Source organism: Rhizobium mayense (assembly GCF_030272705.1).
GTDB lineage: Bacteria > Pseudomonadota > Alphaproteobacteria > Rhizobiales > Rhizobiaceae > Rhizobium > Rhizobium mayense.
This window is the reverse complement of record NZ_JARFYM010000016.1, coordinates 108,786-124,617: the sequence shown is the minus strand read 5'-3', so window position 1 is coordinate 124,617 and position 15,832 is coordinate 108,786. Positions and strand designations below refer to the sequence as shown.

Annotated in this window: 15 protein-coding genes and 1 riboswitch; of the genes, 7 read left to right on the top strand and 8 right to left on the bottom strand. The window is 61.3% G+C overall.

Going from position 1 to position 15,832, the window contains the following annotated elements; genetic code table 11:
* Nucleotides 1-12 precede the first annotated feature (12 nt).
* Nucleotides 13-564, bottom strand: coding sequence for an MOSC domain-containing protein (locus tag PY649_RS19770; RefSeq protein ID WP_285870324.1), 552 nt, complete (start codon nt 562-564; stop codon nt 13-15).
* A gap of 72 nt (nt 565-636) precedes the next feature.
* On the opposite strand from PY649_RS19770, the gene phnF reads away from it, so the two are divergent.
* On the top strand, nt 637-1,371 hold the full coding sequence (phnF, locus tag PY649_RS19765; protein WP_285870323.1) for a phosphonate metabolism transcriptional regulator PhnF: 735 nt from the start codon (nt 637-639) through the stop codon (nt 1,369-1,371).
* 19 nt (nt 1,372-1,390) lie between these two features.
* Here the strand turns inward: phnF and PY649_RS19760 are convergent, their stop codons facing one another.
* The 3 genes from PY649_RS19760 to PY649_RS19750 are packed head-to-tail and all read right to left on the bottom strand — an operon-like array spanning nt 1,391 to nt 4,500.
* Nucleotides 1,391-2,821 (bottom strand): FAD-binding oxidoreductase, encoded by a 1,431-nt coding sequence (locus tag PY649_RS19760; RefSeq protein ID WP_285870322.1) that lies wholly within the window; start codon nt 2,819-2,821, stop codon nt 1,391-1,393.
* Between the two features lie 35 nt (nt 2,822-2,856).
* Nucleotides 2,857-3,831, bottom strand: a complete 975-nt coding sequence (locus PY649_RS19755) for an L-threonylcarbamoyladenylate synthase (protein ID WP_285870321.1) — start codon at nt 3,829-3,831, stop codon at nt 2,857-2,859.
* Between the two features lie 57 nt (nt 3,832-3,888).
* On the bottom strand, nt 3,889-4,500 hold the full coding sequence (locus PY649_RS19750) for a DUF6656 family protein (protein WP_285870320.1): 612 nt from the start codon (nt 4,498-4,500) through the stop codon (nt 3,889-3,891).
* A 102-nt stretch (nt 4,501-4,602) separates the two neighbouring features.
* Between PY649_RS19750 and PY649_RS19745 the strand changes: the two genes are divergently transcribed.
* The 3 genes from PY649_RS19745 to PY649_RS19735 all read left to right on the top strand — a co-directional run bounded on the left by PY649_RS19745 (nt 4,603) and on the right by PY649_RS19735 (nt 7,870).
* On the top strand, nt 4,603-5,016 hold the full coding sequence (locus PY649_RS19745) for an ACT domain-containing protein (protein ID WP_285870319.1): 414 nt from the start codon (nt 4,603-4,605) through the stop codon (nt 5,014-5,016).
* Nucleotides 5,017-5,232: 216 nt separating this feature from the next.
* Nucleotides 5,233-5,434: riboswitch (cobalamin riboswitch) on the top strand.
* A gap of 99 nt (nt 5,435-5,533) precedes the next feature.
* Nucleotides 5,534-6,778: an aromatic ring-hydroxylating oxygenase subunit alpha gene (locus tag PY649_RS19740; RefSeq protein ID WP_285870318.1), complete on the top strand. Its 1,245-nt coding sequence runs from the start codon at nt 5,534-5,536 to the stop codon at nt 6,776-6,778.
* A gap of 3 nt (nt 6,779-6,781) precedes the next feature.
* Entirely contained in the window at nt 6,782-7,870 is a 1,089-nt protein-coding gene (locus PY649_RS19735) for an FAD-binding oxidoreductase (protein ID WP_285870317.1), read from the top strand.
* Nucleotides 7,871-7,948: 78 nt separating this feature from the next.
* Here the strand turns inward: PY649_RS19735 and PY649_RS19730 are convergent, their stop codons facing one another.
* Complete coding sequence (locus PY649_RS19730; protein ID WP_285870315.1) at nt 7,949-8,902, bottom strand: glycoside hydrolase family 25 protein; 954 nt, start codon at nt 8,900-8,902, stop codon at nt 7,949-7,951.
* A gap of 291 nt (nt 8,903-9,193) precedes the next feature.
* Here PY649_RS19730 and PY649_RS19725 point away from each other — a divergent pair, with 291 nt between their 5' ends.
* Nucleotides 9,194-9,661, top strand: a complete 468-nt coding sequence (locus tag PY649_RS19725; protein ID WP_285870314.1) for a BA14K family protein — start codon at nt 9,194-9,196, stop codon at nt 9,659-9,661.
* A gap of 75 nt (nt 9,662-9,736) precedes the next feature.
* On the opposite strand, the gene PY649_RS19720 is transcribed toward PY649_RS19725, so the two are convergent.
* Nucleotides 9,737-10,738, bottom strand: coding sequence for a transporter (locus tag PY649_RS19720; protein ID WP_285870313.1), 1,002 nt, complete (start codon nt 10,736-10,738; stop codon nt 9,737-9,739).
* Nucleotides 10,739-11,021: 283 nt separating this feature from the next.
* On the opposite strand from PY649_RS19720, the gene PY649_RS19715 reads away from it, so the two are divergent.
* Both PY649_RS19715 and PY649_RS19710 read left to right on the top strand, forming a co-directional pair.
* Nucleotides 11,022-12,800, top strand: a complete 1,779-nt coding sequence (locus tag PY649_RS19715; protein WP_285870312.1) for an acyl-CoA dehydrogenase family protein — start codon at nt 11,022-11,024, stop codon at nt 12,798-12,800.
* Between the two features lie 10 nt (nt 12,801-12,810).
* Entirely contained in the window at nt 12,811-13,563 is a 753-nt protein-coding gene (locus PY649_RS19710) for a crotonase/enoyl-CoA hydratase family protein (RefSeq protein WP_285870311.1), read from the top strand.
* Nucleotides 13,564-13,789: 226 nt separating this feature from the next.
* Here the strand turns inward: PY649_RS19710 and PY649_RS19705 are convergent, their stop codons facing one another.
* Together PY649_RS19705 and PY649_RS19700 are read right to left on the bottom strand one after the other, a co-directional pair.
* Nucleotides 13,790-15,040, bottom strand: a complete 1,251-nt coding sequence (locus PY649_RS19705; RefSeq protein ID WP_285870309.1) for a class I SAM-dependent RNA methyltransferase — start codon at nt 15,038-15,040, stop codon at nt 13,790-13,792.
* Nucleotides 15,037-15,816 (bottom strand): TlyA family RNA methyltransferase, encoded by a 780-nt coding sequence (locus PY649_RS19700; protein ID WP_432761378.1) that lies wholly within the window; start codon nt 15,814-15,816, stop codon nt 15,037-15,039. The genes PY649_RS19705 and PY649_RS19700 overlap by 4 nt, the downstream gene beginning before the upstream one ends.
* Nucleotides 15,817-15,832: the final 16 nt, after the last annotated feature.

The window sequence follows — 15,832 nt, the reverse complement described above, 5'->3', positions numbered from 1 at the left end:
GCTTCCTTGTTATCAGACGCGCTCGAGCTTGATATGCGGCAGCGGCGGCAGTTCGACCCGGATGGCATCGTCGGGCCGCACTCGGCCGCCCCGTGAGACGATGCTCATAATACCGGCCTTGCGGATTAGGCCGCCGTCCGCGTCGCGATCGAGCACGGCTTGCAGCAAACCTTTCTGGAAACCTTCGATCTGCTTGCAGGGATTGCGCAGCCCGGTCACCTCGACGATCGCTTCTTCGCCGATATGCAGGCGCGTGCCTTGAGGCAGGGAAAGCAGGTCGATCCCCCTGGTCGCGATATTCTCGCCCATGTCGCCCGGAGCAACGGAAAATCCCTTTTCGGTGAGTTCGTCGAACAACTCTTCATGGATGAGATGCACTTGGCGCAGATTGGGTTGCGTCGGATCGACCGCGACACGGGAGCGATGCTTGACCGTGACCCCCATATGCGCGTCGCCTTCCACGCCGAGCCCTGTCAGCAGTTGGATATGATCTTTGTTCTGCTTGCTGAAACCATGCACGTCGCTGCTGCTGACTGACGTCACATATACGCGCTTGTCGCCCATGCCGAACCCTTCCATAAACGATCTGGATCTTTATAAATTGGTATATACCAATTTCAAGGCGACAATATTGTGATGAATGAGAAAAATCGGCAGGATGAAGGCCTAAAGACCGGCGGAGGCTGGGCGGCGGTGGCCGCGGAGCTGCGAAGCGCTATCGATAGTGGCAAGCATGCCCCCGGCAGCCGACTGCCGAGCGAGCGCGCCTTGTCCGAACAATTCGGCGTCTCGCGGGTGACGATGCGGCGCGCGATTGCCGAACTGGAGGGGGAGGGGCTCCTGCGGGTGGCGCGCGGAAGCGGCGCCTACGTCCGCGCAGACATGCCTGTTCGCTTCCAATTGAGCAACAAGGTGAGGTTCAGCAAGGATCTCACTGCCACGGACGCAAACCTCACGCGCAAGGTTCTCTCGGCCAAGGTAGTTCCGGCAAATGCCGATATTGCCGCGAGGCTGAAACTGGAGCCGGGTGAGGCGGTTCTGGAAATGTGCGTGGTCGCCTATGCCGACGCGCTTCCCGTCTCGGTCGTCATGCGCTGTTGCTCGGCCGGGCGCTTTCCTGGCTTGGCGGAGAAGTTCGGCGCGATGGGCTCGTTCACGGCGGCGCTGAAGGACTATGGCGTAACGGACTATTGGCGCCGCTCCACCGACATCACGGCGCGCATGCCGACCGAAGTCGAGGCGCGCCTATTGCAACAATCGCGCCTGACACCGGTCCTTGCCTATACGGGCGAGGATATTGATGCAGACGGCACGATCATATCCTGCCAGATCGGTTGCTTTGCGCCAGAGCGGGTTGTTGTGACCGTTTGAGGTCAAGCACAGCCGGCTCTCAGACCTTGAGGACCTTCCCCGGATTCATGATCCCTGCCGGGTCGAACGCCGTCTTGATTCGGCGCATCAGGTCGATTTCGATTTCGGGGCGGATCGAAGCCAGTTCGTCGCGCTTCAATTGCCCGATGCCGTGCTCGGCGGAGATCGAGCCGCCATGTTGCAGCACCAGCCCATGCACGATCTTGTTCATCTCGCGCCAGCGGCCGATGAACTCCGCCTTGTCGGCGCCGACGGGCTGCGAGATGTTGTAGTGGATATTGCCGTCGCCCATGTGGCCGAAGGCGCAGATGCGGGCGCCGGGCATGGCCGCCATCACGGCCGTCTCGGCCGCATGCATGAATATCGGGATCTCAGCGACCGGCACGGAGACATCGTGCTTGATCGAGCCGCCTTCCGGCTTCTGCGCGTCCGACATGCTCTCGCGCATGTGCCACAGCGCCTTCTGCTGCGCCTCGGAGCTTGCGATCGTCGCATCCTGGACCAGGCCGGCCTCATAGCCTTGTTCCAGCAGTGCCGTCATCATCTTGTCGGCGGTGTCAGCCGAGTCGGATGTGGAGATATCGATGAGGACATACCAGGGATGCACTGTTTCCAATGGATCGCGCACGCCCGGAATATTACGGACGGTGAACTCGACGCCGATGCGCGGCATCAGCTCGAAACCGGTCAGCGCCGGGCCGCAGAGGCTGGATGCATTCTTGAACAGCGTCAGCGCGTCCTCGACTGACTGAATGCCGGCAAAGGCCACCTGATGACCGAGCGGTTGCGGGAAAAGCTTCAGCACAGCGCCGGTGATGACGCCGAGCGTTCCCTCGGCGCCGATGAAGAGGTCGCGCAGGTCGTAGCCGGTATTGTCCTTCTTCAGCCGCCGAAGGCCGTTCCAGATTTCGCCGGTCGGCAGCACGACTTCGAGGCCAAGGCAGAGCTGGCGCATGTTGCCATAGGCGAGAACGGCCGTGCCACCGGCATTGGTGGAGAGATTGCCGGCAATGCGGCAGGAGCCTTCGGACCCGAGCGACAGCGGAAACATGCGACCATGCTCTTCCGCCGCCTTCTGTACATCGGCCAGGATGCAGCCGCCGTCGACGATCATGGTGTTGCCCACCGGATCGATATCGCGGATGCGGTTCATGCGCTCCAGCGAAAGGAGGATGTCGGAGCCGCCCTCGCGTGGCGTCTGGCCGCCGACAAGGCCGGTATTGCCGGTCTGCGGCACGATCGCCGTGCCGGTCTCGCTGGCAAGCTTCAGGATGGCCGAAACCTCTTCCACCGAGCCGGGCTTCAAGAGCAGCGGCGATGCGCCGTGATAGAGCCCACGGTTTTCGACCAGATGCGGCGCGATATCGGTCGCCTCCCGCAACGCATGTTTTTCGCCGACGATGGCGGCAAAGCGGTCGAGAAGGGCGGAGGAGGGGGCGGAGCTGCTCATGGCGTTTCCTTTGCCGATTTATTTTTGACCGGGATTTACTCTCTGGGCGCGGCTGCACGGCGCAGCCGATCGTTGATGGCCTCGCCGAGGCCTTCGTCAGGGATGCTGGAAAAGACAATGGTTGCGGCGCCGCTGCTGTCAGCGCGCTTCATGAAGTCGAAGAGGTTGGCCGCGGCTTCCGAGAGATCGCCGGACGGGCTGAGATCTAGCACGATCGCGGCATTCTCCGCACCGGCAATGTCCGGCCGGCCGAAACGGATCAGCGCCTCGCCGGGCGAAACAGCAGTGGCATCGATCCGCACCGCAGCCCCCGGTGCATAGTGCGAGGCAAGCATGCCGGGCGCTTCGATGGCCGGCGAGGCGCCGTTCTTACGCTTGAGCGGCTGGCCCGCGACCTGCTCGATCTCCTCCGCAGCCAGTCCGCCCGGCCTCAGCAGGTGCATCACCCCGTCCTCGACCTTGACGATCGTCGATTCGACGCCGACGACCGAAGCACCGGCATCGAGGATCAGTGAAATCCGCCCGCCGAGATCGTCATGAACATGATCGGCGCTGGTGGCGCTGATTTTGCCGGAGGTATTGGCGCTGGGGGCAGCAAGTGGCCGTCCGAAGGCGCGGATCAATTCGCCGGCAAAACCCTGGGGCACACGGATGCCGACCGTATCAAGCCCCGCCGTCGCCAGCGGATGGATATCGCTTTCAGGCCGCAGCGGCAGCACAAGGGTCAGCGGACCGGGCCAGAAGGCCTCCGCCAGTTTTCGCGAGATCGGGTCGAAGATCGCATATCGTTCCGCCATGGCGAGATCGCTCATGTGACAGATCAGCGGATTGAAGCGCGGCCGGCCCTTGGTCTCGTAGATGCGGGTGATGGCGGCGGGATTGGTGGCATCGGCGGCGAGACCATAGACCGTCTCGGTCGGCAGCCCGATCGGCAGCCCCTCGGCGAGCGTCGCTGACGCCGCAGCTATCGCCGCTTCAGGGTGTTGGAGAATGTCTATATGTCGTGCCATGGCCTGACCGTTGCAGTTCTGGCCGTTCTTATGCTTTTCAAGTTTGGGGATCAATGATCAAAGCTGGCGAATGATGTCGCGGAGCTGTTCATTGCGCGCGCCGAGTAGCAGCACATTGCGGATGGCGATCTGCGGATCGTGAGTGTGGAAGAGCACGCCGCTGCCGCGGATCTCGCGGTTGATCGTCAGCTTCTTCTCCGGCGATTCCTGATCCGGCTGGACGGCCACGGCAAAATACATCCGCGAATATTTCAGGTTGATATCTTCGAAGAAATTGTCGTTCTGGCCGATGCGAGCAAAGAAGTTGGCGATGTAAAAGGCCCAGCTCACCTCCTCATATTGCGCGAATTGCGTTCGCGCCGCGGTGACATGGCAATAGCCGAGATGCGGCGTATCCTTCAGGGTGTGATGAAAAATAAGCTTCGGAAAACGGATCGATTGGTGAAAGCTGTTCAGCCGGTCGTGGGTTTTCTCACCGGCGTTCCGCAGCTTGTTCGCCGTGCGTTCGGCCACTTCCTGATAGCTGAGGTAGCGACGTTCCTCGGCCAGCCAATGCGCTCTCTCGCGCGTGATGCGTCCGGTGCGGAGGAATTCGCTATGTGAGGCCGCCGGCAAGTCCGGTTCCGGTTCTGCGGGCTTCTTGGCGTCGAAATATCTGAGTTTGGCCATGGCGGCACTCACGGTATGGGTATGGATAGCAGTTGATAGATCGCCTAGCTTGAGCCGGGCTTAAGCGCGCGCCGTGCTGACGGTTTCAAGAGGATCAGGGCCATGCCGGGTATTACAGATCTCAAACTGCTGATTTCCAGCATGAAGCCGAATCTCATCGAGGGGGAATTCGTCTATTGCACCGTGCCAGCCTCGGCGGTGGCAGATCATATCCACCTGAAGCCGATCGGAATGTTTCAGGAAAAGGAGGGGATGACGTTGATCCTCCCGATCGAGCCAGCCCGGCAGGCTGGGTTTCCCGCAGAGCCCGCAATGCGGATGATCACGCTCGACGTCCATTCTTCGCTGGAAGCCGTCGGCCTGACGGCTGCCTTCGCCACGGCGCTCGGAAACGAGGGCATCAGCGCCAATGTCGTTGCGGCCTATTATCACGATCATATCTTCGTACCGGCCGCCGACGCTGAGCGTGCCGTGGAGGCATTGAAGGCGCTCTCTGCTGGGCAATTTCCACTGTAGAGTTCGTCGCTGATCGCCTTGTCGCAATCAAGATAAAGCGTCATGGAGCACGGAGCGGCGCACGCCGACGACCGTTTTGTCGGAGAGGATCTAACAGCTTGAATCAGTTCACATTATTGCGACCATGTTCGCCTCATTTCCAAGCTTCCTTTCACCTGTCGCCAAATTCGAAGCTCATGTCGCTATGCAGCAGAGCCGCGCGCAAGGCGGGAGCTATGATGACTTCAATCTCAAGGTGCCGTCGTTAGGGAGATGGAGAATTGGGAAGCCGGTCGAAATCCGGCGCTGCCCCCGCAACGGTGGTGGAGTAAGGCATGGCAGATAAAGCCACTGGGTTGAGACAGCCTGGGAAGGCGCCATGGGGTCCTCTCGAGGACCGCTCCAGAGCCCGGAAACCAGCCTTGGGACGATAGATTTTCACTGACCGCGGCGGGCGGTCGGGCAACGCGTTGAGCCGTCCGCGGCCGACCGGTGCGCGTCCTTTGCCTGCTGCCCGGCACTGCACGAGGATAGGCAAATGGATATCAGCACCAATGTTTTGCGGCAATTGAAGAACCGCCGCCAGGGTTTCAGCCTGGCGCAGCCTTTCTACGTCGATCAGGATTATTTCAAGCTCGACATGGAGATGATCTACTATAGCGACTGGCTGTTTATCGGCCATGATTGCGAAGTGCCGCGTGCGGGCAATTATTTTACTGTCCAGATCGGCGATTATCCCGTGGTTATCGTCCGCGGTCGCGATCAGGTCATCCGCGCCTTCCACAATAGCTGTCGCCACCGCGGCTCGCGCGTCTGCGCGTCCGAGCGCGGCTCCTCGGCCAAGCTCGTCTGCCCCTATCACCAGTGGACCTACGAGCTCGACGGCTCGCTGCTTTTCGCCCGGCAGATGGCAGAGGATTTCGACAAGAGCCAGTTCTCCCTGAAGCCGGTTCATTGCGAGAGCGTCGGCGGCTATATCTTCATCTGCCTCGCGAAGAACGCTCCGGATTTCTCCCCGGTCCGCGCCTCGATCGAGCCCTATATGGCGCCGCATCGTATCGGCGAGGCCAAGGTCGCCTTCCAGAGCACCATCATCGAGAAGGGTAACTGGAAGCTCGTATGGGAGAACAATCGCGAGTGTTACCACTGCGCCGCCAATCATCCCGAACTATGCCGCACTTTTCCTGAAACGCCGACCGTCAGCGGTGTGCAGGGCGCGATCAGCGATCCGGTCATCACCGAGCACTGGCAGCGCTGCGAAGCCGCCGGCCTGCCGAGCGAATTCAGGCTCTCGCCCGATGGCCAGTTCCGCACCGCCCGCATGCCGCTGATCGAAGGGGCAGAAAGCTACACCATGTCCGGCCAGCGCGCCGTCAAGCGGCCATTGTCGCAGGACGTAACGATCAACAACATCGGCACGATGCTGCTGTTCCATTATCCGACGACCTGGAACCATCTACTGGGCGATCACGCCGTCTCCTTCCGCGTGCTGCCGATCAGCGCCGAGGAAACCGCCGTCACCACCAAATGGCTGGTGCACAAGGACGCGGTCGAAGGCGTCGATTACGACCTCGAGGAATTGACCCATGTCTGGACGGAAACCAACGACCAGGACCGCCGCATCGTCGAGGAAAACGCCTTCGGCATCCGCTCGCCCGCTTATGAGCCCGGCCCCTATTCGGAAATCCAGGAGGGCGGCGTCATGCAGTTCGTCGAATGGTACACGAATTTCATGATCAATCGGCTGCAGGGCGATCAGGCCAAGCTCTCGGCGGTCGCCTGAGTTATGAACATGGCCGTCTCTCTCCGTCATCAATACCTGGACCAGATGCAGCCTTGGAGCGACAGGCAGCATTTGCTCGAATGTCTCTCGGCAACGCCGGAAGCGCCCGACGTGATGACGTTCACGTTCCGCTCCGACAAGGACAATTGGTTCCGCTATCTGCCTGGCCAGTTCGTGACCTTGGAGCTGCCGACGGCCCCGGAACCGGTCATGCGCACCTATACGCTGTCGTCCACGCCGTCGCGGCCTTTTTCCGTCGCCGTGACGGTGAAGGCCCAGAAGGACAGCATTGGCACTCGCTGGATGTTCGAGAACCTGAAGCCCGGCATGCGCATCAAGGCTTTCGGTCCCCTCGGCGATTTCAGCCACATCCGTCATCCCGGCGAGAAATACCTGTTCGTCTCCGCCGGCTCCGGTATCACGCCGATGATGGCCATGACGCGCTACATGGCCGACACGGCACCGCTATCGGACATCACGTTCATCAATTGCTCACGCAGCCCCGCGGACATCATCTTCCGCTCGGAGCTGGAATATCTCGCTCGCTTCATGCCGAACCTCGATCTCGGCTTCATCGTCGAAGGCTGCGGCCGCACCGATCTCTGGTCGGGTCTGAAGGGCCGCATCGACAAGGCGAAGATCGGGTTGCTGGCTTCCGATTTCATGGAACGCACCATTTTCTGCTGCGGCCCGGAAGTCTTCATGGACGCCGTCCGCTCCATGCTGGGAGCGCACGGCTTCGACATGGCGCGCTATCATCAGGAGAGCTTCCAGCCGGCACAGGCGGCGACGCCGCTCGCCGAAGTCAGCGACGATGCATCGACGGAAGCGGCGACCTCGATCCGCTTCACCATGGCCGGTAAGGACGTGGCCTGTGCCCCCGGCCAGACGATTCTGCAGGCAGCGCGCGGCGCCGGTGTGCGCATAGGTGCTGCTTGCGAATCCGGCCTGTGTGGCACCTGCCGGGTGATGAAACTGTCCGGCGAGGTCGAGATGAACCACAACGGCGGCATCCTTGATGACGAAATCTACGAAGGTTACGTCCTCGCCTGCTGCTCGCGGCCCAAATCGGATGTGCAGATAGAAGCCTAAGCATGATCCCCAACCGAGAACCGCGCAGCGAAAAAGCGGCGCGCGGTTTTCGGACAGGATCGCGCTGAAAACCGAAGATCAGAAATCCTGATAGTTCAGCTCGTTGATCTCGACTGGCTTGGGTTGCGTGGCGGCGGTGACGATGGGATCGATCATCAACGACACGAGCGCCTGCAGCGGCGCAGCGCAACTCGGTGCCCTAGCGATGATCATGGGGGCCGGCTCCGGTTTGGCGGGCAGCAGTTCGCCCTGCGGCCAAATCTTGGCGAGCTGCACCTTCGTCATCGCCGCGACATTGACGTCGATATCGGTGAGCGTCCCCGGCACCCGGTAAGGACAGGCCTTCTCCGAGCAATTGTCGGATGAGGAGAACTGCCAGAGCGCATAATTGTCCCAATTGCCGAGCGGGAAGGTGCCTTTCACATCCGGCTTGTAACGCGCGTACCACAGCGGCAGCCGCGACAGGATCGGATAGTCCTCGCGATGATCGGCGATGTAACGGGCGGTGTTATGGTTGGTATAGAGGATGGGATAGCGACCGGTTCTCGCCTTGATGTGACCGACGAATATCTGCGCGTCGTCCAGCGACATGAATTGTGTCGTGTCCATGCCGTCGATATCGAGTACCATCAGCTCGTCCGGTTTCGGATCGGCATAGTCGAGAAAATGGTTGGCCTGGTCGATCGGATTGCCGGGCCGTCCGAGATGATAAGCGCCCCAAAGCAGGCCGTTCATTTTTGCCAGCATCCGGCGCGTCTGATAAAGCTCGCGGCTGACCGCATATTTGCGCCACATCGTCTTGCAGTGTGCAAATGTGTCGCCTGCGTGATCACCTGTGCAGGCGAAGCTCTCAGGAAGGCCGTCCGAAGCTTTGGAGATGAAGGCGGCGATGCGTTTGTCCTGAAGCAGCTGATCCCAATCGATCGTGTTCAGCTCGTAGGCATCGATAATGAGTGCGTTCTGAGGATCGTTCCAGGGCTGGTTCTCACCGGCCGCAAGGTGGAAAGCCGATCCCAGGAGCGCCAGGATCATCAGGAAACTGCAAATCAGAGGGTGAGTCTGCCGGTATTCCTTCATGAAACAATGGTAAGGATCGGTGGTTAATCCTGGGTTAAGAATGCGATCGCTATATATTGAGCGTGGGGTCCGCGCATAACCCCTTAAATTGGTAGGGATTTAAGGGAAAGACTTTGCGCCGCCGCTGCGTCTTGGCGCGTCATTAACGCGCGACGCAGCCGGTAACTCGAACCCTGTTTTGGGGAACCTTCCCCAATACGGAACGTTATTTGCCTGAGCAAAAAAAGCCAGGGAATGGAGATATAAATGCTTGGTTTCCGTGCAAGAATTGCGACTTTCGCTATTTCGTCCGCCGTGGCTCTGACGAGCTTCACCTCATCCTTCGCAATGCAGATGCCTGCCGCGCCCGTTGCGGCAGCAGATAAGGTCGCTGCTGCCGATGTCCAGCAGGTTCAGTGGCGCCACTACGGCGGTTATTATCATGGCGGTCCTTACTATCGTCGTGGCTGGTACGGCGGCTACCGCGGTTATCCGGGCTATCGTCATGGCTACCGCTATTATGACGGCTATTGGTATCCGCTGGCAGCTTTCGGTGCCGGCGCCATCATCGGCGGCGCGATCGCCAGCCAGCCGCGCTACGTCGCTCCGGCCGGCGGTATCAACCCGCGCCATGTCGAATGGTGCGAGGCGCGCTACCGGTCCTACCGGGCTTACGACAACACGTTCCAGCCCAACCAAGGCCCCCGCCAGCAGTGCTACTCGCCCTATTTTTGAGCGAGGCACGAGGTCCATTAACGCAAGCCGCCCGGTCATTCGCCGGGCGGTTTTATGTTGATGGGTATCCAACTGTCAGAGAATGTTCACCCGCTTCAGCAGCCACCAGGCGAGCAACATCGAGACGATGATCAGACTGATGGCATATCCGGTGCCTCCGCTGCCGCCTGAGAAAGGCAGGTTCGACGTGTTCATGCCAAAAAAGCCGGTGACCAGCGTCGGCGGCAACAGGAAAGCCGTCATGATGGACAGGATGTAGAGATGGCGGTTGATCTCTGAGGAAAGCTTCGAGTCGATTTCTTCATGCAGCAGCCTGGCGCGCTCCTGCAGCGCGTATACGTCATGATCGACCGCCTCGAGCCGAGCCGTCAAGCGGCCGGCAACATCCTCGAAACCAAGCGGCATTTCCTCGTCGTCGGACGCCGCGGCCCGGCGCATCAGCGTCAAGACGGTGCGCAGATGCCGGTGCAGGCGCACGATCGTCCGGCGCACAGGCGCCAGCCGCCGGCGCTCGTCGCGCGGCGCATTATCGTAAACGAAATCCTCGATAAGGTTCATTTCCTCGGTCATCTCGATGACCAATGAGATCAAGGTGCGCTGAAACTCGACGACCAGCAGTTCGAAAATATCGAGTGGATGGGAGAATTTGGCGGCATTTTTTTCAATCTGCATGCGCGCCCGCTCGACACTGCGCAGCGGCTGCAGGCGGGTGGTAATGAGCATCCGGTCGGTGAGCACGAAATGCAGCCAGCCGATGTCCCGGGTATCCTGGTCGAATTCGCGCTGGAAATCGATCAGAGTGCCGAACAGCATCTGCTCGTCGACGATGAGCGTCGCATGCGTCTCATGCGTCGTCAGCGCCATGCGAGCCGCTTCGTTCAGCCCCGGTGCATCCTCTAGAAGGGCGGGCACACGGGCGTCGACGAGGTTCAGATGCAGCCACAGGAAGCCGTCTTCGGCAAAAAGCGTGATGCGGTCGGTGTCATCGGACAACCGCTCAGGCTTATCCGCGCCGGGACGCAGGCGATAAGCCCAGACGAGGCCGGGTATCATGGAGGTTGACGTAAACGTGTTCATGGCGCCGGATCGTTCGCATATCGAGGGAGTTGCCATAGTCATTGTTCATGACGGTTGTTTATGCAAGTCCGGTATGTGGTGCGATATTCGTGCAAGAGAGCGGATATGCCGCGGGTGAGTGCAGGGTGGCTGGAGAATTGCTGGGTTGCGGACGCAATTCAGGTCCCAAGAGATTGTCTCGTAAAATTGACGTTTACGTAAAAATCAATTAATTATAATCATCATGCGGCCGACAGCCAGGGTGAGGTAGACTGTCGGCATCATCACCGCGGAGGAGAACACCATGTATAAGGCGCCGGTCGAGGAAATCGCGTTTACGCTGAAGCATGTCGCCGGCATGGGGCAGGCTATCGAAGAGGGGCGCCTCGGTGAGCTCAGCGGCGATGTCGTCGACGCCATCCTGACGGAGGCTGGCCGTTTCGCCGGCGACGTGATGGAGCCGCTGGCGGCGATCGGCGACAGGCAGGGCGCCAAGCTCGTCGATGGCAAAGTGGTGCTGCCCGATGGTTGGGAAAAGCTCTATCGCGACTGGATTGCAGGCGGTTGGAACGGGCTGAGCGCGCCGGAGGAGTTCGGCGGCCAGGGGTTACCGCACATGTTGAATATCGCCACGCTGGAAATGTGGAATTCCGCTTCCATGGCCTTCGGTCTCGCGCCGACGCTGACCATGGGTGCGGTCGAGGCGCTGATTGCCCATGGCAGCGAAGACCTTAAGCGCAAATATCTTGCAAAACTGGTTTCCGGTGAATGGGCCGGCACGATGAACCTGACCGAGCCGCATGCCGGCTCCGATGTGGGCGCCCTGCGCACCCGCGCCGAACGCCGCGACGACGGCACCTATCGCCTGTTCGGCCAGAAGATTTTCATTACCTGGGGCGATCATGAGGCGGCGGAGAATATCGTCCATTTCGTGCTCGCCCGCCTGCCGGATGCGCCCGCGGGCACGCGCGGCATCTCCCTCTTTCTTGTGCCGAAATTCCTTGTCAAGGATGACGGCTCGCTCGGCTCCCGCAATGATTATTTCGCGCATTCGCTGGAGCACAAACTCGGCATCCACGGTTCGCCCACCTGCACGATAATCTACGGCGACGGCAAATACGGGGCCGAGAAGGGTGCGGTTGCCTGGCTCGTCGGCGAAGAGAACAAGGGGCTGGCCTGCATGTTCACGATGATGAACAATGCGCGCCTTGCCGTCGGTATCCAGGGGGTGGCGATCGCCGAGGCTGCTACGCAGAAAGCCATCGCCTACGCAAAAGAGCGGACGCAAGGCCGAGCGCCGGGTACGACAAGCGCAGGCATGAGCCCTATCATCGAACATCCTGACATTGCCCGTATGCTGCTGACCATGAAGGCGTTGACGCAAGGCTCGCGCGCCATTTGCTATGCCTGCGCAGAGGCCATCGACATGTCGCATCGCGATCCGGCCAGGGCGCGGCATTGGCAGGAGCGCGCCGCCCTGCTGACGCCGATCGCCAAGTCCTTCTCCACCGATGCCGGCGTCGATGTCGCCTCGCTCGGTATCCAGGTGCATGGCGGGATGGGCTTTATCGAGGAGACGGGCGCCGCCCGCCTGCTGCGCGACGCCCGCATCGCGCCGATCTATGAAGGCACCAATGGCATCCAGGCGATTGACCTGGTAACGCGTAAGCTGACGATTACTAATGGGGACCATGTGCGTGGCTTCACTCATGAGCTGCGCGAGATCGCCGACGCCGTTGCCAGATCCAATCTTGACGGTTTCGGCGAGACGGCTGAACGGCTATATGCCGCCGTCACCGATCTCGAAGCAGCAAGCGAATGGCTGTTGGTACGCCAGGCCGAGGGCCGCGTCGCCGAGGCCCTGGCGGGTGCCACGCCCTATCAACGGCTCTTCGGTCTTGTGCTGACGGGCTGCTATCTCGCCAAAGGTGGTCTGGCGGAAGCTTCGGAGGGCGAGGGCGAAAAGCGCATCGCGCTCTGCCGCTTCGCCGCGGAAAATATGCTGGCTGAAACTACCGCACTCACCGATCGCATCGTCGCCGGGGCCTCCAGCCTGGAAGCGGCGCGCATCGCTCTTGCCTGAGGACATAGACTTGACCGACCACATTCTGATCGAACGTCCTGACACCGCGCCATATGTGCAGGTGATCCGCTTCAACCGGCCGGAAAAGAAAAATGCTTTCACCCGCGCCATGTATCAAATAATGACCGACGCTCTGCGGGCAGCGAATGAGGCCCCGGATATCCGTGTCACCGCCTTTCTCGGCAGTGAAGGCTGCTTTTCCGCCGGCAACGATTTGGCCGATTTCCTGGCCTTCGCCACGAGCGGCACCATGGGTCGCGAGGTGCTGGACTTCCTGGGGGCGCTGGCGACGGCGAAGAAGCCTGTGATCTCCGGTGTCGACGGCCTGGCGATCGGTGTCGGCGCCACGATCCACCTGCATTGCGACCTCACCATCGCTTCCGACCGCAGCCTGTTCAAGACGCCCTTCGTCGATCTCGCCCTCGTCCCCGAAGCCGCCTCCAGCCTGATCGCACCGCGCCTCATGGGCCACCAGCGCGCCTTCGCTCTGCTCGCTCTCGGTGAAGGCTTTTCCGCTGCTGAGGCGAAAGAGGCCGGCCTGATCTGGAAAGTCACCACGCCTGAAGCGCTTGAGGCCGAGACCCTGTCGCTCGCCGCCAAACTTGCGGCCAAACCGCCTGAAGCTCTGCGGATCGCGCGTGACCTGATGCGTGGTTCCACCGAGGACATTCTCGCTCGTATCGATGAGGAGGCAAGGCACTTTGCAGCCCAGTTGAAAAGCGCGGAGGCCCGGGCGGCGTTTGAGGCGTTCATGACGCGGTAATGGTCTGTTCTTTTCCCTCACCCGCCCTCGTGGTTCGAGGCTTCACCCTTCGGGTTCCGCTCCTCAGGGTGAGGGCTGATCCGCTCGCCTAACCACGCCTCCCTTTTCTCACGCGACCAGCCGTGTCGAAGAAGCGGCGAGGGGCTGACTCCACCCTCATGGTGAGGAGGCCCGCAGGGCCGTCTCGAACCACGATGGTCGGCCACGGGCTCCCGACACGGAAGGCTTATTTCTCCAGCGCCGCCACCACCTCCACATGCGAGGTCCACAGGAATTGGTCGATCGGCGTCACTCTCGTGATGCGGTAGCCGCCTTCGACCAGCAAGGCGAGGTCGCGGGCAAGCGTCGTGGGGTTGCAGGAAACGGCGACGATCTTCCTGACCGAGGAACGCGCCAGTTCCTTGCTCTGAAACTCCGCACCGGCGCGGGGTGGGTCGAAGACGACGGCGTCGTAGGCTTTCAGCTCCTGCGCCATCAGCGGCCGGCGGAAAAGGTCGCGGCGTTCGGCAGTTACCGGTTTCAGCCCCTGCGTGTTGCGCGCGGCATGGTCGAGTGCTGCCAGCGGCTTATCTTCGCCTTCGACGGCATGCACGCGACCGATGCGCGCCAGGCGCAGCGAGAACGTGCCGCTGCCAGCGAAGAGATCGACGATGCGTTTCGCCTTGCCGACATGGGCGGCGACGAGCTCGGCCATGGCGTCTTCCGCTGGCTTCGTCGCCTGAGTGAAGGCGCCCGGCGGCGGCGAGACTTGCACGCCGCCGAAATCGATCATCGGCTTCATTGGCTCGACAAGGATCTCGCCGTTCAACGAGACGCGGGCGACACCGCGAAGGGAGAGAACGGTCTCTATGGCGCTGCGCCGCTGTTTGTCGGAGAGCTTTTTGATGTCATCGACAGCGATATCGAGGCCGGACAGCGTCTCCAGAACGGAGATGCGAAATGCCTCCGCATTGACGGCGAGCGCTGCCCCAGCAGCTCTGATCGCCGGCAGCCGCGACATGATCCCCGCCGACGCGATCGGACATTCCTCGATGGCGACGATATGGTGGCTTTCCGCCTGATTGAAGCCGATCAGCATGCCCTTCTCGGTCTTGCGGGCGGCGAAGACGACACGTCGGCGCTCGCCTGGATGCGCAGCGATGAGCTCATCCACCTCCGGCGTCAGCCCCCTGGAACGCAATGCATCCACCACAAGCTGGCGCTTGAAGGTGTGATAAGGCGCATCGGCATAGTGCTGGAGCGTGCAACCACCACACGCGCCGTTGACGCTGTCCGGGCCGAAATGCCGACAGTGCGGCTCTTGTCGCTCGGGGGAAGCCGCCGCGATCGACATCAACGTGCCGTGGCTCTTCACTCGGGCAATGGCAACGGTCTCGCCGGGCAGTGTGAAGGGCACGTAGATCGGCCCGTCCGCGCCTTGCGCAATGCCGTCGCCCTGGGCGCCGAGCTTCTGGATGGTCACGGTTTCGGTGCTCATGGCTTGATCCCTGCGAGAAGAAATTCTTGATTGCCGTCGCCACCCGCGATCGGCGAGGGAATGAGGCCGAGGCTCCGCCAGCCCATGTCCTCGATGAGCCAGCGTTCCAGCTCCGCCGCAACCGTCGGCGCCGAGGAGGGGTCCTTCAACAGGCCGGCCTTGCCGATCGCTTCGCGCCCGGCCTCGAATTGCGGCTTCACAAGCAGCACACAATGCGAGCGCGGCTCTGCGAATGCAAGGGCCGGCGCCAGCGCCAGCTTCAGCGAGATGAAGGAGACGTCGGAGACGATGAGGGTTACCGGCTCGCCAATATCCTCGGCCGTCAGGTTGCGGGCGTTCAGTCCCTCGATATTGGTGACCCGCGGATCGGCTGATATGCGAGGATGCATCTGGCCATGGCCGACATCGATGGCTGTGACATGTGCCGCACCCCGCAGCAGCAGCACTTCGGTGAAGCCGCCGGTCGAAGCACCGACATCGAGACAGTGCCGCCCTCTGGGGTCGAGTTGGAAATGATCCAGCGCGGCTACCAGCTTCAGCGCGGCCCGCGAAACATAGTCCTGAGCCGGATCGTCGATGGCGATTTCGGCATCTTCCGTAAACAATGCTCCGGGCTTGCTCACCACCTTGCCGTCAACCGTCACGGTGCCGCGCTGAATGGCGTCGCGCGCCCGCGAGCGGCTGGCGAAAAGCGAGAGGGAAACGAGAAGCTGGTCGAGGCGTTGCGGTTCGGACATGGGCTGTCCATGCCGGGCAATGGTCTGCGTTGCAAGCATTTTATGTTGATGGTGG